The following is a 19,015-nucleotide window of genomic DNA, read 5'->3' as shown; positions in this document are numbered from 1 at the left end:
TATAATTTCTCGAATAAATAAATTTACTATCTCACCATTAAACTACCTGCATTTTTTAAACGAACCGCAAAGAGCGCAAAGGACACGAAGGAAGGAAGGAAGGAAGGAAGGAAAGAAGGAAAGAAGGAAAAGAAGATATGAACTAGGAAATAAATTATCTAGTAACCAGGGATATCTAAATCAGAAGTGGTGGCGATTTCTGCAAGAATATTTAACCAAGTGGGAATAGCAAGTTTTGGTGGTGAGTCACCAGCAGCAAGGTATCTCAGCAATGCTTCCTTTTTGGAAATATTTTGCAGTGTGGGAATAATTTGGTCTAAAATGCCTTCGATTTCTGAGTTGACTTGTTGATTCACTTCGCTGACATACTGCACTAAATGTAAACTGGCACTGGCAGTAATTTCATCACGCAAACGTAATACTAACATTTGATGATGGCTGGCTCTGGGTGAATTTTGATTTCTTTCGGGAGACCAATCAAATATTTGACCAATGTTGTGTTTTTCGTCTTGGCGTGCAAGAGGAAATATCAATTCGGGGGCAATTTCTTTGTCTTTACTATTCAGTTCTGCGAGAATAGCTTCTTTCCATTGGTTGGGGTCGCAGCCTAACAGTAATTTATAAAATAAGTCGGCTTCTTCTCCACCAAAACCAATTTCAATTTCTTGTTCCATTTCTGGTGAGAGAAGAGATTTGAGATAGTCCCGTGCTTCGGCTACTTGATTGGAGAGTTTATTTAATAAATCTACCACTGCTTGACGGATGCGATCGCGGGCAAATATCTCGACTTCCTGCACAGTTTTTTCAAAGGTGGGGTAGAAATCATCGCTTTTAGTTGGCAAAGCATGATTAGTTCTATTTCCTCTTTCAAATAACTTACCGGCTGCACCTTTGCTTTCGGCGATAGTAATAGCACCGTTGTTGGCTTTGTTAAATAACAAAGTCCACTGGTTCCAGTTGACAATTTTAAAGGTGAGTTCGTCTTTCACTACTTCACTCACGACAGTTCCGCGACGGTCTTTGAGTGGTTCTTTGCCTAATTCTTTTTGGAAATTCCGATAGGTTTTATCTAAACTATCAATGGCATGACGCAAATCAATTAATGTGGGACTATCGAGTGTTGGTATGCCTTGTTCGTGAATTTCGGCGATGATATTTTTCAGGTTTTCTTGTTGTTGACGGAGACTTTCAGCCGCGCGACGGGTGTCTTCATACAGTTGCTTGAGTCCGTGCATAGCAACGTGATTTTGAATTAACTCTCGCAGTTTGGCAATACCGCCATCTTGAGCAAAGTAACCTAATTGTCTCCCCAGTTGACTACGTGCATCCGACTCTAGTAGTCTTTCGCTGAGGCGAGTCCATTTTTGCTGCAACCGTTTCGAGGTTTCCAGGTAATTGGGATAATCTAAGTTAGATAAAAATTCTGGCGAACCAGCTTTGACACTACTGGAACGTTTCGCTAATTCCGCTAGTCCCAATAAGGGCGATAACAACACAATGCGGTCTTTTTGAGTGGTGAATGCACTCGCGCCATCAATGGTTGTTTGCAGAACTCGGAGTTTTTTGAGAACAGCATCCTCAGATAAAGGCGTGTTGGCGATGTTCTCAGCAATGAATTGGTCGAGTTCTCGTTCGCCGCCTTCACTTTCTAGGGGTAGTTGGTCAAAACGACCGACACCAACCAAAATCAAATCTTTCAGGTCTTGTCCCGGACGCTGTTGCTGCATCATGGTGAAAATTTTGTGAGCGCGATCGCTCCCCGGCGATTTACCATTGAGCAAGATTAAAATTGTCTGGACTTCCGCCAACTCTCGCAGCGATAAAAATGTATCCCTCGCGCCGGAGTTCGCCGCACCCAAACCCGGAAAATCTAACAAAATAAATTCGGAAGCGTCTGTCACATCCCAAATTTCCCGCGAAATTTTCACTTCAATATCAACGCGGCGAATTAAGGGGAAGCTATTTTGTAATAACTTTGATGCTAATTTATGCGGTGGACTGGGTAAGCGGATATGCGCTGGCGGTAAGTCTGTAAACCGGAAAGTTTGGATAGCCATTGGCTGTTCTGGCAGCTGTAAACCTTCCTGGGCTGTGGCATGATCAATTTGATAGCGTCCACCACACATCGCCTCACCATAGGAAGCGTAAGCACGCACAAATAACACCAACTCCCGCAGCAAATAGCGCAACTCTAAATTATTACTTTGGTTCCACGCTTGCTCACACCAAGCCAGAATTTCTTTACCAGAATTTAACTGCGCCAGTTGTACAGGTACAAGTCCGGCGGCGGCGGAACGGCGACTCGCTTCTGCTAACATAAACCGCAAACACTCTTTCACCCCTTCATGAGAAAGATACTCCACCGTAAAATTCCCGACTTGGGTGGTCGCAAATTCATCTTGGGCGACGAGGTGAATGGCTGTAACATTCCCCGTAGTTGGGTTTTCGTTGACTGGTAAAGCATCGGCATAGCCAATTAAACTGCCCAAAAGTAAGGTTTTACCACTACTAAATTCTCCCATCACGCCAATTTTGACTGGTGAGGTGGCCAGTTCTATGGTTTTTTCCGCAGTTTCTCTGAGACGCGCCAGACATTCATCCAAACTCGCGGGAACCCAGTCTTCTTGTTGAGAAGGATACTGCGGGACAGAGTTAATTTTTTGCAGTATAAATTCACCGTATTCTTTAAAATATGCAAGTCTTTCTAGTTCCATAGAATAGTTACCGTTAAAAATAAAATTTATGTGAGTTTTATAACATAAAAGTTGATAGCAGATGTTATGTTGTCTCGGATTTTAGTTAGTCATATCTGATTGATGTCAACACAAGTAAATTTGGAAATCAAACGGGATGCTGATTATTGATTGGGAATTGGGTAGCATTTAGGTATATGGCATATGGCGTTTTCCGATTGAGTGCGGTACAAGTTGATAGGGGATAGAGGCTAGAGGCTAGATTGATGTACCTCATTGGAATAAAAAACGCTCTAAGGTTTCTCAAGCAAATAGATATTTATTCTATGTAAAAATTCAATTCCAGTAATTTTTAACCAAAATTTAACTTTTTGACCTAGATTCTCAAATGTATGAGTCTGGATGCACAACTTTGCACTCTAGTAAAATCACTTTTTGATAATTTTTGTGTTTTAAAGAATTATGGCAAAAATCAAGGAGGGATTAAGCACTACTGATAAATTAGTAATTTTTGGTATAAAATATTTTCAGTAAGTAGATAAAAATATTATTTCTAAAAATTAAATTTAGGGAGTGGGGTTAAGATATAGACTAGATTAACGGCAGTTTCATAGCAGGTGATTTTGATGTGGCTGCGGAGAAAAATCCATGTATTATAGGAAACTTGTATATTGATGTAGTTAAAAGTCACCCATTGTAATTATCAATATCAAAAAACTTTAATTTCTGTAAATCTCTGGCATCAAGTATCAGGTATTGTGACTTTTGGCTTATTTTCATACAAATTTCAATTTTAATACTTAAAAGTTTAAGCATAATTGATTTTGCAGCCCAAAAATTATGATAGATTTTATTTACTCAAAATACTATTTAATCCACTTGATGACCATTCTTCAGATAGATGTTTTACTGGGGTGATAGTTAATAACATAAATATCGGCTAGAGTTGATGGTTTCAGTGCAGTCTATAAAATTATAAAATCATTATTTTCTCGAAAACTAAATATATTTTTTGACAAGTTTCCTATAATATAAGTCTCCTCATAACTAGGCAGGTAAAAGTGTTCTCTGAAAGGGTGCAGAAGTTAAATAATAAAGATGAAAGCGCGAAAGTCGTGCAGAAGCGCAGTCAAAAAAATGCAAGCGATCGCAAGTTAATTAATATAGCACGCCCAGCCGCTAATCATGAGCTAGAAGGGACAATGGTAAGTCAGCCAACTTACCAAATGCAGGCAATTTTGCCAAAGCTGGCGGATGTCTACTTTCGTATTGATCCCCAAGGCATTATCTTAGAATATCAAGCAAATAAACCTTATAATTTTCTCAATCAAACTAATATAGCTCCAGGTAAGCAATTATTCGAGTGCATCCCAACATCTATTGCTATTCGTTTTCATCAAGCCATCAATCAAGTCCGGCAAACTCAATCGGTAGTTAGTTTTGCATATAGTTTGCATGTAGGCAACAATAAAGCTCATTGTGAAGCTCAATTGTTGCCAGTAGAATCAACCGAAATTATTGTGTTGTTGCGCGATATTACTCACATAGTCCAAGAGGCTTTTTTAGAGTGTGGTGATCATTTTCAGACTATTGTAGAAAATGCCAACAACATTATTTCTGCGGTTACCCCTGATGGTTTATTTTCTTATGTGTCGCCTAACTGGAGTGAAATTTTAGGGCATGAAGTGTCAGAAGTTGAAGGTCAGCCCTTTGCCTCTTTTGTACATCTCGAAGATTTATCAACTTGTACAGATTATTTCACCAAAGCTTTAATCACAGGTGAACAGCAAGATACGATTGAATATCGCGTCAAACATAAAAATGGCACATGGCGGTGGCACAGTTGCTACTTATCAGCCATCAAAGATACTACTGGTAGTATTATTTACTTTGTTGGTATTTGTCACGATATCACAGTCCGCAAACATGAAGAAATTCGCAGACAGAGGATAGAAAAAGCTTTAAGAAAATCAGAAGCCAAGTTTCGCACTAAAACTCAGCAGTTAGAAGAGACACTGCAAGAACTAAAACAAGCCCAGTCTCAACTCATTCAATCAGAAAAAATGTCGAGTTTGGGACAATTGGTGGCGGGTATTGCCCATGAAATCAATAACCCGGTGAATTTTATTTATGGCAATGTGAAATATGCCAATGATTATGTACAGGATTTATTTCATTTAATTGAACTTTATCAACAGCACTTTGTCCCCCGGACACCAGAAGCTCACCAAGAAATTAATACCATTGATTTAGATTTTATTCGCTATGATTTGCCTAAAGTTCTCGACTCGATGAATATTGGAGCCGAGCGTATTCGCCAGATTGTTTTATCTTTACGCAACTTCTCAAGAGTTGACGAAGAAGGCATGAAATTGGTGAATATTCACGAAGGGATTGATAATGCCTTGTTACTGTTGCAAAATCGCTTGAAATCCCAACCAGAATCTACGGGAATTGAAGTGATTAAAGAGTATGGTGATTTGCCACAGGTCATGTGTCATCCTGGACAGATGAATCAGGTATTTATGAGCCTGTTAACTAATGCCATTGATGCTTTAGCAGAAGTTGCCATAACTCACCCACAAATTCAAATTCGTACTCAATTGCAAGCAAGCGATCGCATCAAAATTAGTATTACCGATAATGGCCCCGGAATCAATGCCAAAATCCGCGATCGCATCTTTGACCCCTTCTTTACCACTAAACCTGTAGGGAAAGGTACCGGGATGGGTTTATCTATTAGCTACCAAATTATCGTGAAAAAACACCGTGGGGAATTATATTGTGTTTCCACACCAGGCGGAGGAACTGAGTTTGTCATTAGCATACCCACAAAAGTCATAGAAGAAGCTTAAATGTAAGCATTCAGAACTCAGTAGTCAGAATTTAAGAGTAATGAGCGCATAATTAATCTATTTCTTGAGAAGAATATAACTAAGGTTTAGGTGATGGGTCGCAATTAACTCCCAGGATTTATCATAGCGATCGCTCATCCTTATTCTTGTTGTTGTGCTTGGGTAATTGTAAAATTAACTTCCTGACCATAAGCAACCTCAAGTTGATAACCATCAGGATCACAAATAAACGCCCAGTAACCCACAGGCGCACCATAATCATGCGGCCCTTCTTGCAATAAACCTTCTGATTTTGCTTGCTGACACAGATAATCTACTTCCTCACGGCTTTTACAAGCTACGCCAATATGAAAGCCCGATGATGGTTGGCATTGTGACTTATCTAATTGCAGTAGCACAATTACAAATGGTCGAGTTAAATCACTAATCCAAGCAACTTCAAAATTATTAGTTTCATCAGTGCGGCGATGCACCACTTTCATACCAGCATACTTCTGATAAAAAGCAATGCTTTGATTGATGTCGGTTACTCCCAGTGCAATATGAGTCAAGCCAATATCTGCCATAAGTGATTCCCTGAACGCATCAAAAATCTCTTTGTAAATGAAGATTCTCCAGAATATCTAAAAAAGGTGGACTGGATAGACGCTATTCGTCAAGCACCTAACAAGGTGGCTCGTAGAGATGCGAATGTAGCGACACCAGATAATTGGATTCATTTCTTCTTGCAGTTTAAAACTGGTTTCAACTCTGGACAAGAATTCTTTAAAACTGACAATAATTATTTAATGTACACATGGAGCTAAGCGGGTTCGAACCGCTGACCTCTGCAATGCCATTGCAGCGCTCTACCAACTGAGCTATAACCCCGTAAAGCCATTTTTTATTATGGCTGAATAATTTATCTTTTGTCAAGTCTGATGAATTATCTATATTAAATGGTTGTAAAAACCTAATCTAATACATCGTAATTTCTACGAGACTTGTAACAAGTAGGTCATACAGTGACCCATAAGAAAGTAAACTACTAACATCGCCGCCGCAGCTAGAGCTACTAATGTACCAGCCAGCATGAGCGAGAATTCTTTGTTTTCATAGGCTTTTTCCATTAAATGTAGTGACCATGCCACCAGTGCTACATCAAATAATAAAATAGGAATCAACATATTTCTTAATATTTATTAATACTTATAAATCAATATTAACATCGATTTTCAGAAGTGTAGTTAATTTCGGTGGCAGGTAGTGGGATTTTAATGTTATCTTTGGCGTTAAGAGTACAAACGTACTGGTATGGAGCGATCGCGCAAATAATGTTTAATTTCTGAAACGCTTAATTGCCCATAGTGTAGTAACGAAGCTAACAATGCAGCTTCGGCTTTGCCTTCAGTTACAGCTTGATAGATATGTTCACAATTGCCTGCTCCACCGGAGGCAATAACTGGAATTTGTACTAATTGAGCGATCGCTTTGGTTAACTCTAAGTCGTAACCGGCTTGAGTCCCATCTGCGTCCATACTTGTAACTAACAGTTCTCCTGCACCACGTTGTTCAACTTCAACCGCCCATTTTAGGGCATCTAAACCCGTGTTTTCCCTGCCGCCACGCACATACACATCCCAGCCGGGATTTTGGGGGTCTACTCTGCGTCTGGCATCAATGGCAACAACTATGCACTGATTACCAAAGCGATCGCTTGCCCGATTGATCAAGTCTGGGTCACGTACTGCCGCAGAGTTAATACTAACCTTGTCTGCTCCGGCTCGTAACAAAGCTTTAACATTTTCTAAGGTTTGAATGCCACCGCCTACAGTGAGTGGAATAAAGACCTGTTCAGCAGTCCGGTAAACAACATCCAGAATTATGCCTCGGTCTTCATGAGTGGCTGTAATATCCAGAAATACTAACTCATCTGCCCCAGCATCGTTGTAAACCTTCGCCAACTCCACAGGATCACCGGCATCTTTGAGATCAACAAAGTTAACTCCTTTTACAACCCGTCCCGCCTTCACATCCAAGCAAGGTAAGATTCTTTTAGACAACATAATAAATTCTCAACTCCTTCCTTCATTGCCCGGAACTTAAATTTTAAATTGGTACGTGTATTCCCAAACAAAATTTTCGCATCTGAGGTTTATTCTCAAAGATGGCGATCATAGATGGCGCTCAATCAGTCCTCAAGTCAAAATTAATAGCTGAATTATGGCGATAATCTCCTCAAAAAAACAGCCTCCAGAACCCAATAAAAAACCCAAGGAACAGCGAGAATCTGTCACAGCATCTGCCGAAGAAAAAATTTTGCAACCCGAAGCCGTGTTGGACGAGCAAGGTAAGCAAGAAGAGAGTATCAGGCCGCAGCGATTTGCCGATTATATTGGGCAGAAAGATTTAAAGGATGTGCTAGAAATTGCCATCAAAGCCGCAAAATCACGAGGGGAAGTGCTGGATCACTTATTGTTATACGGCCCACCAGGTTTGGGTAAAACGACAATGGCAATGATTTTAGCATCAGAAATGGGGGTCAACTATAAAATTACGAGTGCGCCAGCGTTAGAACGCCCTAGAGATATTGTTGGGTTATTAGTTAACCTAAAACCCGGCGATATCATCTTCATCGACGAAATTCATCGTCTTTCGCGGATGACTGAGGAAATTCTCTATCCAGCTATGGAGGATTATCGCTTAGATATTACCATTGGCAAAGGTACCAGCGCCCGGATTAGAAGTTTGCCTTTGGCGAAGTTTACCTTGGTGGGAGCGACAACCCGCGTGGGTGCTTTGACTTCACCATTACGCGATCGCTTTGGCTTGGTGCAGAAGTTACGCTTTTATGAAGTAGAGGAACTGAGCCAAATCGTTCTCCGCAGTTCGCAACTACTACAAACCAACGTTACACCCGATGGCGCAACAGAAATTGCCCGTCGTTCACGAGGTACACCGCGTATTGCGAATAGATTACTCAAGCGAGTGCGTGATTTCGCGGAAGTGAAAAAACAGCCAGAAATTACCGAAAGTGTTGCCGCAGAAGCACTCCATCTATTCCAAGTAGACCCCTGTGGCTTAGATTGGACAGACAGGAAAATGCTCAGTGTGATTATTGAGCAGTTTAATGGTGGCCCGGTGGGTTTAGAAACTATCGCTGCCGCCACAGGTGAAGATCCGCAAACCATTGAAGAAGTTTACGAACCTTATCTGATGCAGATTGGTTATTTAAGCCGCACGCCACGCGGTCGGATTGCAACTAAAGCTGCATATAAGCACATGAATTTTACGCCACCGAATGAGCAGTTATCTCTTTTGTGAAGGGAGAAAGTGCGATCGCCATTACGCTGTGGGGGATGTGGGATGATGCGATCGCAGACTAAAACAAACACATAGAATGGTTCATGCGCCGAGACTCAATCTTTTACAAACTATTTCAACAATCCCCTAGTTTATTATTTGAACTATTGACAAATATCCCAAACAATGCAGGAGCGTATCGGTTTGATTCGGTAGCTGTCAAAGAACCGAAATTTGAAATCGATGGCGTATTTCTGCCGCCAGACAATGAAGGTGTTGGGGTTGTATATTTCTGCGAAGTACAATTTCAAAGAGACGAACAGCTTTATGAAAGGGTATTTGCAGAATCCTCGTTATATTTCTACCGCAATCGTCCCAGGTTCAGCGATTGGCAGGCTGTAATTATCTATCCATCGTGCAGTATATTGAACAGAGTGATATTTATCCTCATCGTACCCTGCTAAATGGAGAGCAAGTCCATCGGGTGTATTTAGACGAGTTAGGCGACATTCGTCAATTACCTTTATGGGTAGCGTTGATGGTACTGACCACAGTAGAACCAGAACAAGCACCAACAGAAGCCAGGTATTTGTTAACCAGAGCTAGTCAAGAAACATCCGAAAGGGCAAGCCGCGCCATAATAGAGATGATAACGACGATCATGGTGTACAAATTTGAAATCTTAAGTCGAGCCGAGGTAGAGTCGATGTTAGGAATAACGCTCCAAGAAACAAGAGTTTACCGTGAAATCAAAGAAGAAGGACGTGAGGAAGGACGAACAGAAGAAGCTGTTAGCTTGATTATCCGAATTTTAACTAAGCGGTTTGGCGAGTTATCAGAGGAAATGTGTTTGTCAATTTCTTCTTTACCTTTACCTGTTCTGGAAGATTTAAGCGAAGCACTGTTAGACTTTGCCGGCCTTGCGGATGTGCAGGTTTGGTTAGAAGCGGTGGGAAAATAAACTAAAGGACTTACGCACTAAGATTGTCTGTAGAGATTGGGTTTAGGGGTGTGAGGGTGTAAGGGTGTTGGATACATCAAACCCTTGTGTACACCCTTAATTTTTTGTTTTTATGCTTACAGGTTGGCGTAAATAAACAGACCACACTTCGACGGCGCGGTAGTTGAATCTCGACACTTCTCCTACCGGAGACGCTACGCGAACGACAAGCTCAGTGCATCGCTTCGCTCGATTACCGCGAAGCCGAAACTCAGTGACCATCTGTAATTGCTAAAAAGCTCGTGGTATAAATATTCTTTCTTTTGCCTTTTGACCTTTTAATTTTGCCTTGTTTTACTAGCTTGCTGTCTAAGACAGTTTTCGCCATGATAAATTGTGGAATCTCCACCGCAGATAGACACAGGTAAACCCAGATGATTAAGTTAATTAGTGTTGTTCTTTGTGTGTTACTTGTGTTTGGCTGGGGTCAACCAGTCATGGCACAATCCCAACAACCCAACTTCACGCCAGAAGAAATACAACAAGGAGATGAGTGGGCAAATCAAGCGTTTGCAGCGACAAATAAGGGTGACTTTGCCACGGCTGAAAAATACTGGACAAAGATTATTGAGAAATTTCCCACCAATGCGGGTGCGTGGAGTAATCGCGGAAATTCGCGGGTGAGTCAAAATAAGCTGCAAGAGGCATTAGCAGACTACAACAAAGCTGTAGAATTGGCTCCGAATGTGACAGATCCTTATTTAAATCGGGGTACAGCTTTAGAAGGTTTGGGAAAATGGGATCAGGCGATCGCAGATTACAACCACGTTTTAGAATTAGATCCTAACGATGCAATGGCCTATAACAATCGCGGCAATGCCAAAGCAGGTTTAGGAAAATGGGACGATGCGATCGCAGATTATAAAAAGTCTACCGAAGTCGCCCCGAATTTTGCCTTTGCTCGTGCTAACTATGCGATCGCTTTATATGAAACTGGTCAAATAGAGCCAGCAATCCGCGAAATGAGAAATATTGCCCGGAAATATCCCAAATTTGCTGATGTGCGTGCAGCTTTAACCGCCGCTTACTGGGTAAATGGACAAAAAGGTGAAGCCGAAAGCAACTGGGTAGCCGCTTATGGCTTGGATAACCGTTACAAAGATATCAACTGGGTGAAAAATATCCGCCGATGGCCCCCTAGTATGGTGGCTGCTTTAGATAAGTTCTTGAAACTGGAATAATCAGGGAAGTCTAAAAATCACAAGCATTCTTCAGGCAGACAACTAAATTGTCTGCCAATTCTTCCATCGCATTTTGGCTAATTGCAGGTAGAGAAAATGCAAAGTTTAAATTCATTTTGCTGTCAAAAGTTGCCACAGCCAAAGTCACAACACCACCAAAAACACCCTGTACTGGCAAAAAGCTGATTTGTTCTAATTCCAATTGACCGTAAAATTTAGGAATTTTGACCTTGCCAATATTAGTTACAGAGACACTTGCAGGTGCTTGATTAGGTTTCTTCAGTAAGAATTTGAGTACCTGCTTGTACATCATAATGATGCTGAAGAGATGATCAGAATTTAACCCTGCGATGATAGTTTGTCTGACTTCCCGTGCTAAATCCCAGAAGGTTGTTTTGGTTGTGAGGGGATGAAATGAAGTGATGGACGAAAACAACACACCGAGATTATTTTCACTCACAAGCGATCGCAACCTTTGGCGCAAATCAACATGAGACCAACAATTTAACCAAATATCTTTCCTCTCGTAACCATAAATTTGATTAGCGACTGCAAACATTAACGCTGCACATAACGCGCCTTGTACTGTAGTTTTTTCCTGTCTACAAAAATTCACTAACTTTTCTGTTAGTTCTTTGTCTAGTTGTCGGTGAACCAACCCACAACAACGAGATTCTATCGGGACACATTGCTCAAAATCTAGAGCTTTTGGTTGATACCATAACTGCTTTAATTGCAAATTTAATAACAAGAAAATGCCTTTGATTTTACCCCACCATCCCTGCATTGATTCTGGTAGCAGTTCTTGAATAGGTGGTAACACAGGTAAACTTTCAACAGAATTGATTAACTCTCCATCTGCGATTTTTTGACAATAAGTTAATATTTCTGAGTGCAGTTGGACGCTAGATAAACCGTCTGAGATAGCGTGGTGCAAGATTGTAATTAGATAATTTACATGATTCTCACTCGGCGATTTAACTAACACACATCTTGCTAAACCTGCATCACTCGCTATTTTTTCGTTCATTTCTGCAATCACAACCTCTTGCCAATGCTGGCTATTAACACTACGCAGAGGAATTTGAATTGCACCTGTTTCATAGCACAGACGATTTAGGGAATTAATAATCCGAGCATTTAACAGAGGATGACGTAACTGGACAATATCAAGAGCTTTTCTCAGGATTTCTTCGTCTAAACACCCAATAATTCGGCTAATTGTCACTACATTAAACGAACCACCAGTCTGATTAACTATTTCCAAGGCCTCCTCAATGGGAGTAAGTAGACGATTGACTGTCATAAATAACTAGATTTTGAACTATTGGGAATAAAAAGGAGTCAGAAGACAGAATTCAGGATTCTCCGCACATAAAGGGATGGAGTTGAAATGAAGAAGAAAGTTTGATTTCGATTTCGCCCACACGGGACGAGGATATCAAGCAATATTCATCACGCAGCAATGCACTCTCGCTTGTGGAAGTTTCATACAGAATTCATACTGAATTCTGACTCCTGATTGCTGAATTCTTCTTCATAAATGCAGCATGAAGTAAAAAAGCGATCGCTTTCTCAGTTTAAGTATTCCCAATACCAACGAGTTAGTATTTCATCACAACAATAGTTCTGCTATTTTGGCTGGATTTAACTCTTCAACATTACTCACAACTATTGCGGCTCCAGCTTTTTGCAGATTTTCACTGTATGCTTGAGCGCGTGCGGCTGTTTCTTGGACGTGCGGCGGTAACACTCCAACACCAACCCAAGGACGATGCGGCTGCAATTCTCGCGCTTTCGTGACTGTATACATATCAGCCACAGTATCACCCACATAAATAACGGTGGTGTTGCTTTGTGGATTTTCCAACTTCTCAACAGTGGCAAACAACCCTGTCGGATCGGGTTTACCGGGTGCATCTTCCATCGCAATCAACACTGGCGATCGCAAACCCAAACGTTTTTCTAAAATGAAATTAGCAGAGCCACGGGTAGCACCACTAAAAAATCCCCAAGTAATATTAGCTTCAGTCAACTGCTGTAAATAATCTGAACTTAACAATAAAGGTTCATCACAAATATATCCCGTGAAATTATTCGGGTCTGGGCCACGATAACGGGCTTGAAAAAAAGTCACAATAGAGTTGTAGTCTAGCTGTTGTTGTTCTCTTGTCTTTCCTTGAGACTCAAAGTAACGGTAAATTAATTCTTGCGATGCTTCCCAATCGTTATTCCAAACGCCTTCAGACTTGAGTTGGTCAATATCTAACGGTGTGGGACGATATGCAGCGTTAGTAAAATACTCTACAGTATCAGCGATCGCGCGGCGATAAGAACCGCCGACATCGCGCACAACGCCATCAATATCAAAAACGACAATTGCTCGTGCTGAAGCTTGTGCAGTCATGGTTGCGTGGATCACAATTTAAACTTTTCCGATTTTAAATTGGATAAGCATCCTTGAAGAAGAATTCAGAATCAGCCGCATAGAATTTAATTGGAGAATTCTGGCTTCTGAGTCCTGAATTCTTTCGATAATTCCCCACTCCCCATTCCCTACTCCCTGAAAAGTTTGGTCATTCGGCTAGATATTAAGTTACAATAAGCAATCGCAAACTTAGTAAGCTATGCCCGGATGTATCCCGGAGGTGTGATTGACCAAGTTCATTCTAAAAATTCTTTGGTTGGAAGATAACGTTGCCCTAGCAGTTGACCAAGTTGTAGGTAAAGGTACCAGTCCCTTAACAAAGTACTTTTTCTGGCCCAGAAATGATGCTTGGGAAGAGTTAAAAAAGGAACTCGAATCCAAACACTGGATTACTGAGCTAGATCGCGTAGAATTGCTTAACAAAGCAACAGAAGTGATCAACTACTGGCAAGAGGAAGGTCGAAACCGTCCAATGGCAGAAGCTCAGTTGAAGTTCCCAGAAGTTGCTTTTACAGGTAGTGCTTGATACTGCACATTTAACTCCTTTGCTGTTTTACCCGAACAGTGCCAATCTTCCAAAATTTTTATAGGTTAGCATCGCTACCAGTTACCCAACAGCGATTTTTAAAACCGCCACAACCATACCTTGTTAGCTATTCTTTCAGGTAATGTGTGGGCGGTTTTGTCATTTGTATTTAACCAGAACTCATATCAAGTCCACTGCATTCCTGACGACATTATGACTTCAGTATAAAGAAATACGTTTTGGTTAAGCTATCGCTCCACCCAACAAAGTCTTGATGATGTTGGGTTGAGTAACAAAACCCAACATCATCAAGACTTTGTTTTTAGTCTTAACTGAAATATATTAAGGTATAAGACAATACCTTTAAAATCAGAAAACTAAATCACCACCAAACCAACAAATAATGACTCTACAAAAAACGAAAGAATGATTTTGGAGGGGGTTTGGGGGACGCAACCGTCCCCCAATCGGGGGCTTGGGGGAGAATCCCCCAAATCTTACTCCTTGTCTGGTAGCTAGAGCAGAAATTAAGCAATCAGCCCTCATCACCATTGAGCTATAAGGGTGTGAGGATTTTGAAAACCTACACCCTTACAGAGAAGTCAAAATTCAAAAGTCAGAGAATTTTTGACTTGATTTTCCCCTATCCTCGCTTTCAGCCTATCTAACGACACTGACGATATTTGATGTGATACACCAATCCCCGGTGAGCCAAGTCGAAGGAGTCAACAGTCGCCATACCTGCTCCATTAGCAGTCATCGCTGCATTGACACGCATATTTACACTATCGCCACAGCGTGACCACACATCAGCAACAGTCACTAACTGATCTCGAACGTTGTAGTCAGTTTCGCCACGAAATGTCCGAGATAAAACAGGGCCACGTTGACCAGCAAAAAAGTATTCGGCTCTAAGTCTCCCAGTGGTACTAGGAGCAACATAGCCACGGTAATCAGCATCATAGAGAGAAATTTGGAATCCTTGAGGCACTTTAATTGGAATGCTCAAATTACAACTTTTACGCCTTTCTGATGATTGATTTCCTAAAGCAATAAACTGATCGAAGAGAATACTTAACTCTTGACCATCAGGACTCACATTTACACTAGCAGAACCTTCAGGACAACCATTACCACCATATTCTGCACCCAGAATCTCAACTTTCTCAGCAGCAAAAGCAGGGCCAACAGAAGCTGTAATTAGTACTGCACCTGCAAAAAAAGATTTTGCCAAGTTGATAGATGTTTTCCTGATATTTTGAATGTTCATAACTCACCTCAGTTGAGTAATTAGAAATTATTAGGAACTAGATTTGTGATTGTAATTTTCGGTAAATATTTTCCATAAAATCTGTGATCACCATCTCTATTCCTGAAAAATTGCAATACAAAATTCATGGCAGATTTTGAAAAAAATGCCACAAAAAATTGCCAAAAGTATTTACAAAAATACTTTCGTGAGTACTCACAAGCTACTATTTATTAGCAGTGTGAATAGCTGTATTGCTTGAATTGCAATACTTATGAGACATCATCTGCAAATCTAAAAGCAGTAATTTAAGACTATGAGTTTTACTTCTAGCCTCATATCTGCTGTCTCCGCAGAAGACTGTCAATTGAATTTCAGAGTTCCATTTATCTGTGGTGATACCAAAACCCTAATATTTATCAATTGGTATCTTGCTTGGCTTATATACATCGACTATATTTCTTTACTGTTAGTTCCCAACAATTTTCATCGTCAGGCAACAATTTTCATTACTTAATAATTTGGAATATGGATGAGTTCGGTTTGCTTTCTAAATTTACTTGTGTAGTTAGAGAGTAGGAAAAAAGCCTTATCTAAGTTCACTGATTTTTCCCAAATCAAATATTAGTTCTATATAACTTCAGGACTTACGTAAGTGTCGCAATTGGTGGTTAGTGCGTGACGCTATAAATCTGATGACTACGTTAAAATCTTCTTGTTGCGTCACACACCCTACAGAAAAAATATGCTAGTTGCGTAAGTCCTAAACTTATAGAAAAAATGATAGTATGTAAATTAATTTACTAAATATACACTGATTGTTGTATAACTCACTTCATTAAAATCATGCCTTAGAAATGATTACTGTTAATAATGTAGTCATAAAAATTGCTATTTTTATTGATAAATTACGTAATAAAAGGGTGTAGGTGTTCAAAACCCTTACACCCTTACACCCAGTTTCAACAGAGCATTTTACTGAGCTGTCACCAAGTAAGGCGAGGTTATTGGTTGAGCGCGTCCAGCATTAACGAGGGCTTGGTAGACAAAAGCTGCTACTTCGGCTCTGGTTGCTTGCCGATTAGGCTCAAGCTGTTTAACGGTAGGATAGTTAACTACTAATTGGCGGACAGTGGCTGCTGCAACTGGGCCGGTTGCATAATTAGGAATTTGCGCCGCATCATTGTAGAAATTCAGCACGTTTTGATTATTGGCGGTTAAGCCTAAACCATTGGCTAGGGCTACTAGTGCTTGTACTCTGGGAATTTGTTGCTGTGGTTTAAATGTACCATCAGGGTAGCCTGAAACAAATTGGCTTTGATAAGCGGATCTAATTGCAGCGAAAGCCCAAAAATTGCTAGGAACGTCTTGAAAGGTGATGGCGCTACGTTTAGCGGTGGGATTTAAAGCTTTAGTAATAATTGTGGCAAACTGGGCGCGAGTTACAGGGTCATTGGGTTTAAATGTGCCATCTGGGAACCCAGCAATAATATTTTGTGCGGCTAAAGCTTCAATGTAGCTTTTTGCCCAAAAATTGCTCGGTACATCTTTAAAGGCCACAGCGCCGCCTGTTGGTGGTTCGACTGTGGCTGCTACAAAGTCTACTTGACCAAAGATTTTTTTCTGATCAACATCATTACCAACAGCCACAATGGTGTTAGTTTTTGTGGCGTTGTTTACGTCATAACGAGTATTACCACGAATCAGATTACCACCAGGATTTTCGTTTGTACCCAAGTCTGGTTGAGCCGTGGTAATGGCGACTACACCATCTCGCTTATTACTTTGAATGACATTCTTGCGGAGTACGGGTTTAGCGGAGTCGGAGATAAATAGACCATCTTGGTTTTGAATGATTTGGTTTCCTTCTACTAAAGTTGTGGAAGTTCCACCGATCGCTAAACCAAAACCTGTATCCTGAAATAAGTTATTTCTGACTACACCCTGAGCGGCTCTGGCAATAGAAACCCCATTACCTTTGTTCTGCACAAAGATATTGCCTTCAATTCTGGGATTTCCTGTACCCGTGACAAATACGCCTTCTCGACCATTAGCGGTAAAAGTGTTGTTTTGAATCACCGGGTTAGTAGATTCTACCCAAATACCTGTACCGCGTTGAGTCGGGTTAGTCACGGTGACACCTGCGATCGCGCTGTTGTTGTCAGCTAAAATGGTAATTTCTTGTCTCGCAAATGTGCGGCTGGTGTAATAGCCTGCTCCAGTAATAATTATCCCTTGACCTTTGCTGGCTTCGTCACCTTGTAACGTCACCCCTGATTTGATTAACAGTGGAAATGTTTCTCCAGTTTCTTGGTTATAATTTCCTGGCGCAAGTCGAATAATTGTACTTGGTTGAGCTTGGGTGAGTGCAAAGCTAATAGTTTTGTATGGTGCGGCTGCTGTTGCACCTGCACTTGCATTGTCTTGACCTGTTGCTGGGTTGACATAAATTACTTTTGCTGCTGCTGGTGCTTGCGCTATCACACTGGGCGAAGCACCGCCATTTGCTGTCCCTATCAATAATGTCGAACCAGTTGCAGCTAATAATAAAGCTGTCAGTCCGGCTTTTAAGGATAAATTCAATTTCAGGTTTCTTCCAGAAAACGAGTAAATACTTTTGATGGAAGAAAAATGAAAACCTTGATATTTCATTTTTGTGTCTGTAATGTGCTGAATTATAGTTGGCTAAGAAGGGTTAGATGTGACAGCTATCTAGCTGTCCATCCCCAGCAAAACTATAACGGATGACTAGCAAATAATCCCCTATGTTTCGCAATCAGACACGTAAATAAACAATTGTAAAATCGTGAAAATTCCAGATTTGCCAAAGAAAGTTAGTCCTCTTGGCGGTACAGTGCTAGACTAAGGAGTATATCCCCACTAGGGATCACCAAAAAACAAGAATGTTAAGTCAGGTAGAAATTTTCTCTGGTTCTATCAGTGAAAGAGCAGAAAAAGTTTCTTAGCACTACTATCAACAACCTCTTCCTATTTGTGCAAGTAAAAATAACTGCCTTGAGGAGTGCGATCGCATTCATTTATTCTGGTGGCAGCATTCTAGAGAATAACTGGGTATTAGAAGCGAAGCAAATGCTGTTGTTACAAGTGCTGATGTTTTGTGGTGCTGCTTACTAAATCAAAGTTCCCGACTCTACATCACGGTTGCTGCTTTGTGTAAGACCGCAACTTTATACAAGGGTTAAGAACAGCATAAAAATTGCATTTTAAATGATATCCATTCACACTGTTGAGAATGCAATTAGTTTAGTCATCGAGAATTTTGCATAAATCCTGACTAAAAGTTGACAAAAAGCAGTAAATTGGTTTCTGTAGCTTAGTAAATTGCTTAAGTTAAGGGGAAGCTGTTCTGAAAAATCGGCTTGAGTGCTGATAGTTAAGCAAAACTGCTAAAGTTTGGCTGGGAAAATTCATCATTCCCAGATAAATAGCTAGGTATGAACATATCTAGTTCATTGAGGGCCGCCTGAGTGCAAACCACCAAAGCTAACTTGAGTTGTATAAAAGTTTTCACCAATTAACTCTGCTCCTACATTGTGGTAAGACTTGTATACGCACTTATACTTATACCAAGTGGCAAAATGATTGTGACAGATAGATTGCTGAACAGCTTACCAATCAAATCTTCCCCAATCCAAAATCCAAAATGGTATAACAGGTAGGTTGTTGATTGAGCAGCAAGTTAGTTAAAAAGAAAGCAAAAATTGAAAAAAAGGTGTATCTTACATCCAAAACTTAGGGCGGGTAGGAGTATGAAAAATCTAAAATAGATATTAAATTGAT

General features: G+C 40.6%; 16 protein-coding genes, 1 tRNA gene and 1 pseudogene. 8 read left to right on the top strand and 10 right to left on the bottom strand.

The genetic code is table 11. From position 1 onward, the window contains the following. Nucleotides 1-158 precede the first annotated feature (158 nt). Entirely contained in the window at nucleotides 159-2,714 is a 2,556-nt protein-coding gene (locus H6G28_RS18250) for a GTPase family protein (protein ID WP_190672903.1), read from the bottom strand. Between the two features lie 1,040 nt (nucleotides 2,715-3,754). On the opposite strand from H6G28_RS18250, the gene H6G28_RS18245 reads away from it, so the two are divergent. Then, nucleotides 3,755-5,548, top strand: a complete 1,794-nt coding sequence (locus tag H6G28_RS18245; protein WP_313933904.1) for an ATP-binding protein — start codon at nucleotides 3,755-3,757, stop codon at nucleotides 5,546-5,548. A 140-nt stretch (nucleotides 5,549-5,688) separates the two neighbouring features. Here H6G28_RS18245 and H6G28_RS18240 read toward each other — a convergent pair whose 3' ends face one another. After that, a complete protein-coding gene (locus tag H6G28_RS18240; protein WP_190589184.1) occupies nucleotides 5,689-6,114 on the bottom strand; it encodes a VOC family protein in 426 nt (141 codons plus the stop codon). Between the two features lie 66 nt (nucleotides 6,115-6,180). On the opposite strand from H6G28_RS18240, the gene H6G28_RS18235 reads away from it, so the two are divergent. After that, a complete protein-coding gene (locus H6G28_RS18235) occupies nucleotides 6,181-6,354 on the top strand; it encodes a hypothetical protein (protein WP_190672901.1) in 174 nt (57 codons plus the stop codon). Here the strand turns inward: H6G28_RS18235 and H6G28_RS18230 are convergent. From H6G28_RS18230 to hisF, 3 genes are all read right to left on the bottom strand, one after another. Then, a tRNA-Ala gene (locus H6G28_RS18230) sits at nucleotides 6,346-6,418 on the bottom strand. The genes H6G28_RS18235 and H6G28_RS18230 overlap by 9 nt on opposite strands. Before the next feature lie 104 nt (nucleotides 6,419-6,522). Further along, nucleotides 6,523-6,714, bottom strand: coding sequence for a hypothetical protein (locus tag H6G28_RS18225; protein WP_015113328.1), 192 nt, complete (start codon nucleotides 6,712-6,714; stop codon nucleotides 6,523-6,525). 105 nt (nucleotides 6,715-6,819) lie between these two features. Then, complete coding sequence (gene hisF, locus H6G28_RS18220; protein WP_190589180.1) at nucleotides 6,820-7,593, bottom strand: imidazole glycerol phosphate synthase subunit HisF; 774 nt, start codon at nucleotides 7,591-7,593, stop codon at nucleotides 6,820-6,822. A gap of 157 nt (nucleotides 7,594-7,750) precedes the next feature. Between hisF and ruvB the strand changes: the two genes are divergently transcribed. The 3 genes and pseudogenes from ruvB to H6G28_RS18205 all read left to right on the top strand — a co-directional run bounded on the left by ruvB (nucleotide 7,751) and on the right by H6G28_RS18205 (nucleotide 11,011). Beyond that, nucleotides 7,751-8,851: a Holliday junction branch migration DNA helicase RuvB gene (gene ruvB / locus H6G28_RS18215; protein ID WP_190672895.1), complete on the top strand. Its 1,101-nt coding sequence runs from the start codon at nucleotides 7,751-7,753 to the stop codon at nucleotides 8,849-8,851. Nucleotides 8,852-8,934: 83 nt separating this feature from the next. Further along, nucleotides 8,935-9,791, top strand: a pseudogene (locus H6G28_RS18210) (Rpn family recombination-promoting nuclease/putative transposase). A 413-nt stretch (nucleotides 9,792-10,204) separates the two neighbouring features. Further along, nucleotides 10,205-11,011, top strand: a complete 807-nt coding sequence (locus tag H6G28_RS18205) for a tetratricopeptide repeat protein (protein WP_190672892.1) — start codon at nucleotides 10,205-10,207, stop codon at nucleotides 11,009-11,011. Nucleotides 11,012-11,021: 10 nt separating this feature from the next. Here H6G28_RS18205 and H6G28_RS18200 read toward each other — a convergent pair whose 3' ends face one another. Together H6G28_RS18200 and H6G28_RS18195 are read right to left on the bottom strand one after the other, a co-directional pair. Further along, nucleotides 11,022-12,317: a phthiocerol/phthiodiolone dimycocerosyl transferase family protein gene (locus H6G28_RS18200; RefSeq protein ID WP_190672890.1), complete on the bottom strand. Its 1,296-nt coding sequence runs from the start codon at nucleotides 12,315-12,317 to the stop codon at nucleotides 11,022-11,024. Nucleotides 12,318-12,626: 309 nt separating this feature from the next. Continuing rightward, nucleotides 12,627-13,418, bottom strand: coding sequence for a TIGR01548 family HAD-type hydrolase (locus H6G28_RS18195; RefSeq protein ID WP_190672887.1), 792 nt, complete (start codon nucleotides 13,416-13,418; stop codon nucleotides 12,627-12,629). A gap of 247 nt (nucleotides 13,419-13,665) precedes the next feature. Between H6G28_RS18195 and H6G28_RS18190 the strand changes: the two genes are divergently transcribed. Beyond that, nucleotides 13,666-13,965, top strand: a complete 300-nt coding sequence (locus H6G28_RS18190; RefSeq protein ID WP_015113334.1) for a 30S ribosomal protein PSRP-3 — start codon at nucleotides 13,666-13,668, stop codon at nucleotides 13,963-13,965. Nucleotides 13,966-14,629: 664 nt separating this feature from the next. On the opposite strand, the gene H6G28_RS18185 is transcribed toward H6G28_RS18190, so the two are convergent. Further along, nucleotides 14,630-15,235: a DUF4360 domain-containing protein gene (locus tag H6G28_RS18185; protein ID WP_190589169.1), complete on the bottom strand. Its 606-nt coding sequence runs from the start codon at nucleotides 15,233-15,235 to the stop codon at nucleotides 14,630-14,632. Nucleotides 15,236-15,530: 295 nt separating this feature from the next. On the opposite strand from H6G28_RS18185, the gene H6G28_RS18180 reads away from it, so the two are divergent. Next, nucleotides 15,531-15,731 carry a hypothetical protein gene (locus tag H6G28_RS18180; RefSeq protein WP_190672884.1) on the top strand — a complete coding sequence of 67 codons (201 nt, stop codon included), beginning with the start codon at nucleotides 15,531-15,533 and terminating at the stop codon, nucleotides 15,729-15,731. 458 nt (nucleotides 15,732-16,189) lie between these two features. On the opposite strand, the gene H6G28_RS18175 is transcribed toward H6G28_RS18180, so the two are convergent. Beyond that, nucleotides 16,190-17,866, bottom strand: a complete 1,677-nt coding sequence (locus tag H6G28_RS18175; RefSeq protein WP_190672881.1) for a DUF1565 domain-containing protein — start codon at nucleotides 17,864-17,866, stop codon at nucleotides 16,190-16,192. Nucleotides 17,867-18,208: 342 nt separating this feature from the next. Here H6G28_RS18175 and H6G28_RS18170 point away from each other — a divergent pair, with 342 nt between their 5' ends. Further along, entirely contained in the window at nucleotides 18,209-18,349 is a 141-nt protein-coding gene (locus H6G28_RS18170; RefSeq protein WP_190589165.1) for a hypothetical protein, read from the top strand. 259 nt (nucleotides 18,350-18,608) lie between these two features. Here H6G28_RS18170 and H6G28_RS18165 read toward each other — a convergent pair whose 3' ends face one another. Then, nucleotides 18,609-18,746, bottom strand: coding sequence for a hypothetical protein (locus H6G28_RS18165; protein ID WP_190589163.1), 138 nt, complete (start codon nucleotides 18,744-18,746; stop codon nucleotides 18,609-18,611). Nucleotides 18,747-19,015: the final 269 nt, after the last annotated feature.

This window comes from Nostoc sp. FACHB-190 (assembly GCF_014696905.1).
GTDB lineage: Bacteria > Cyanobacteriota > Cyanobacteriia > Cyanobacteriales > Nostocaceae > Nostoc_B.
This window is presented reverse-complemented; position numbering and strand designations above follow the sequence as displayed.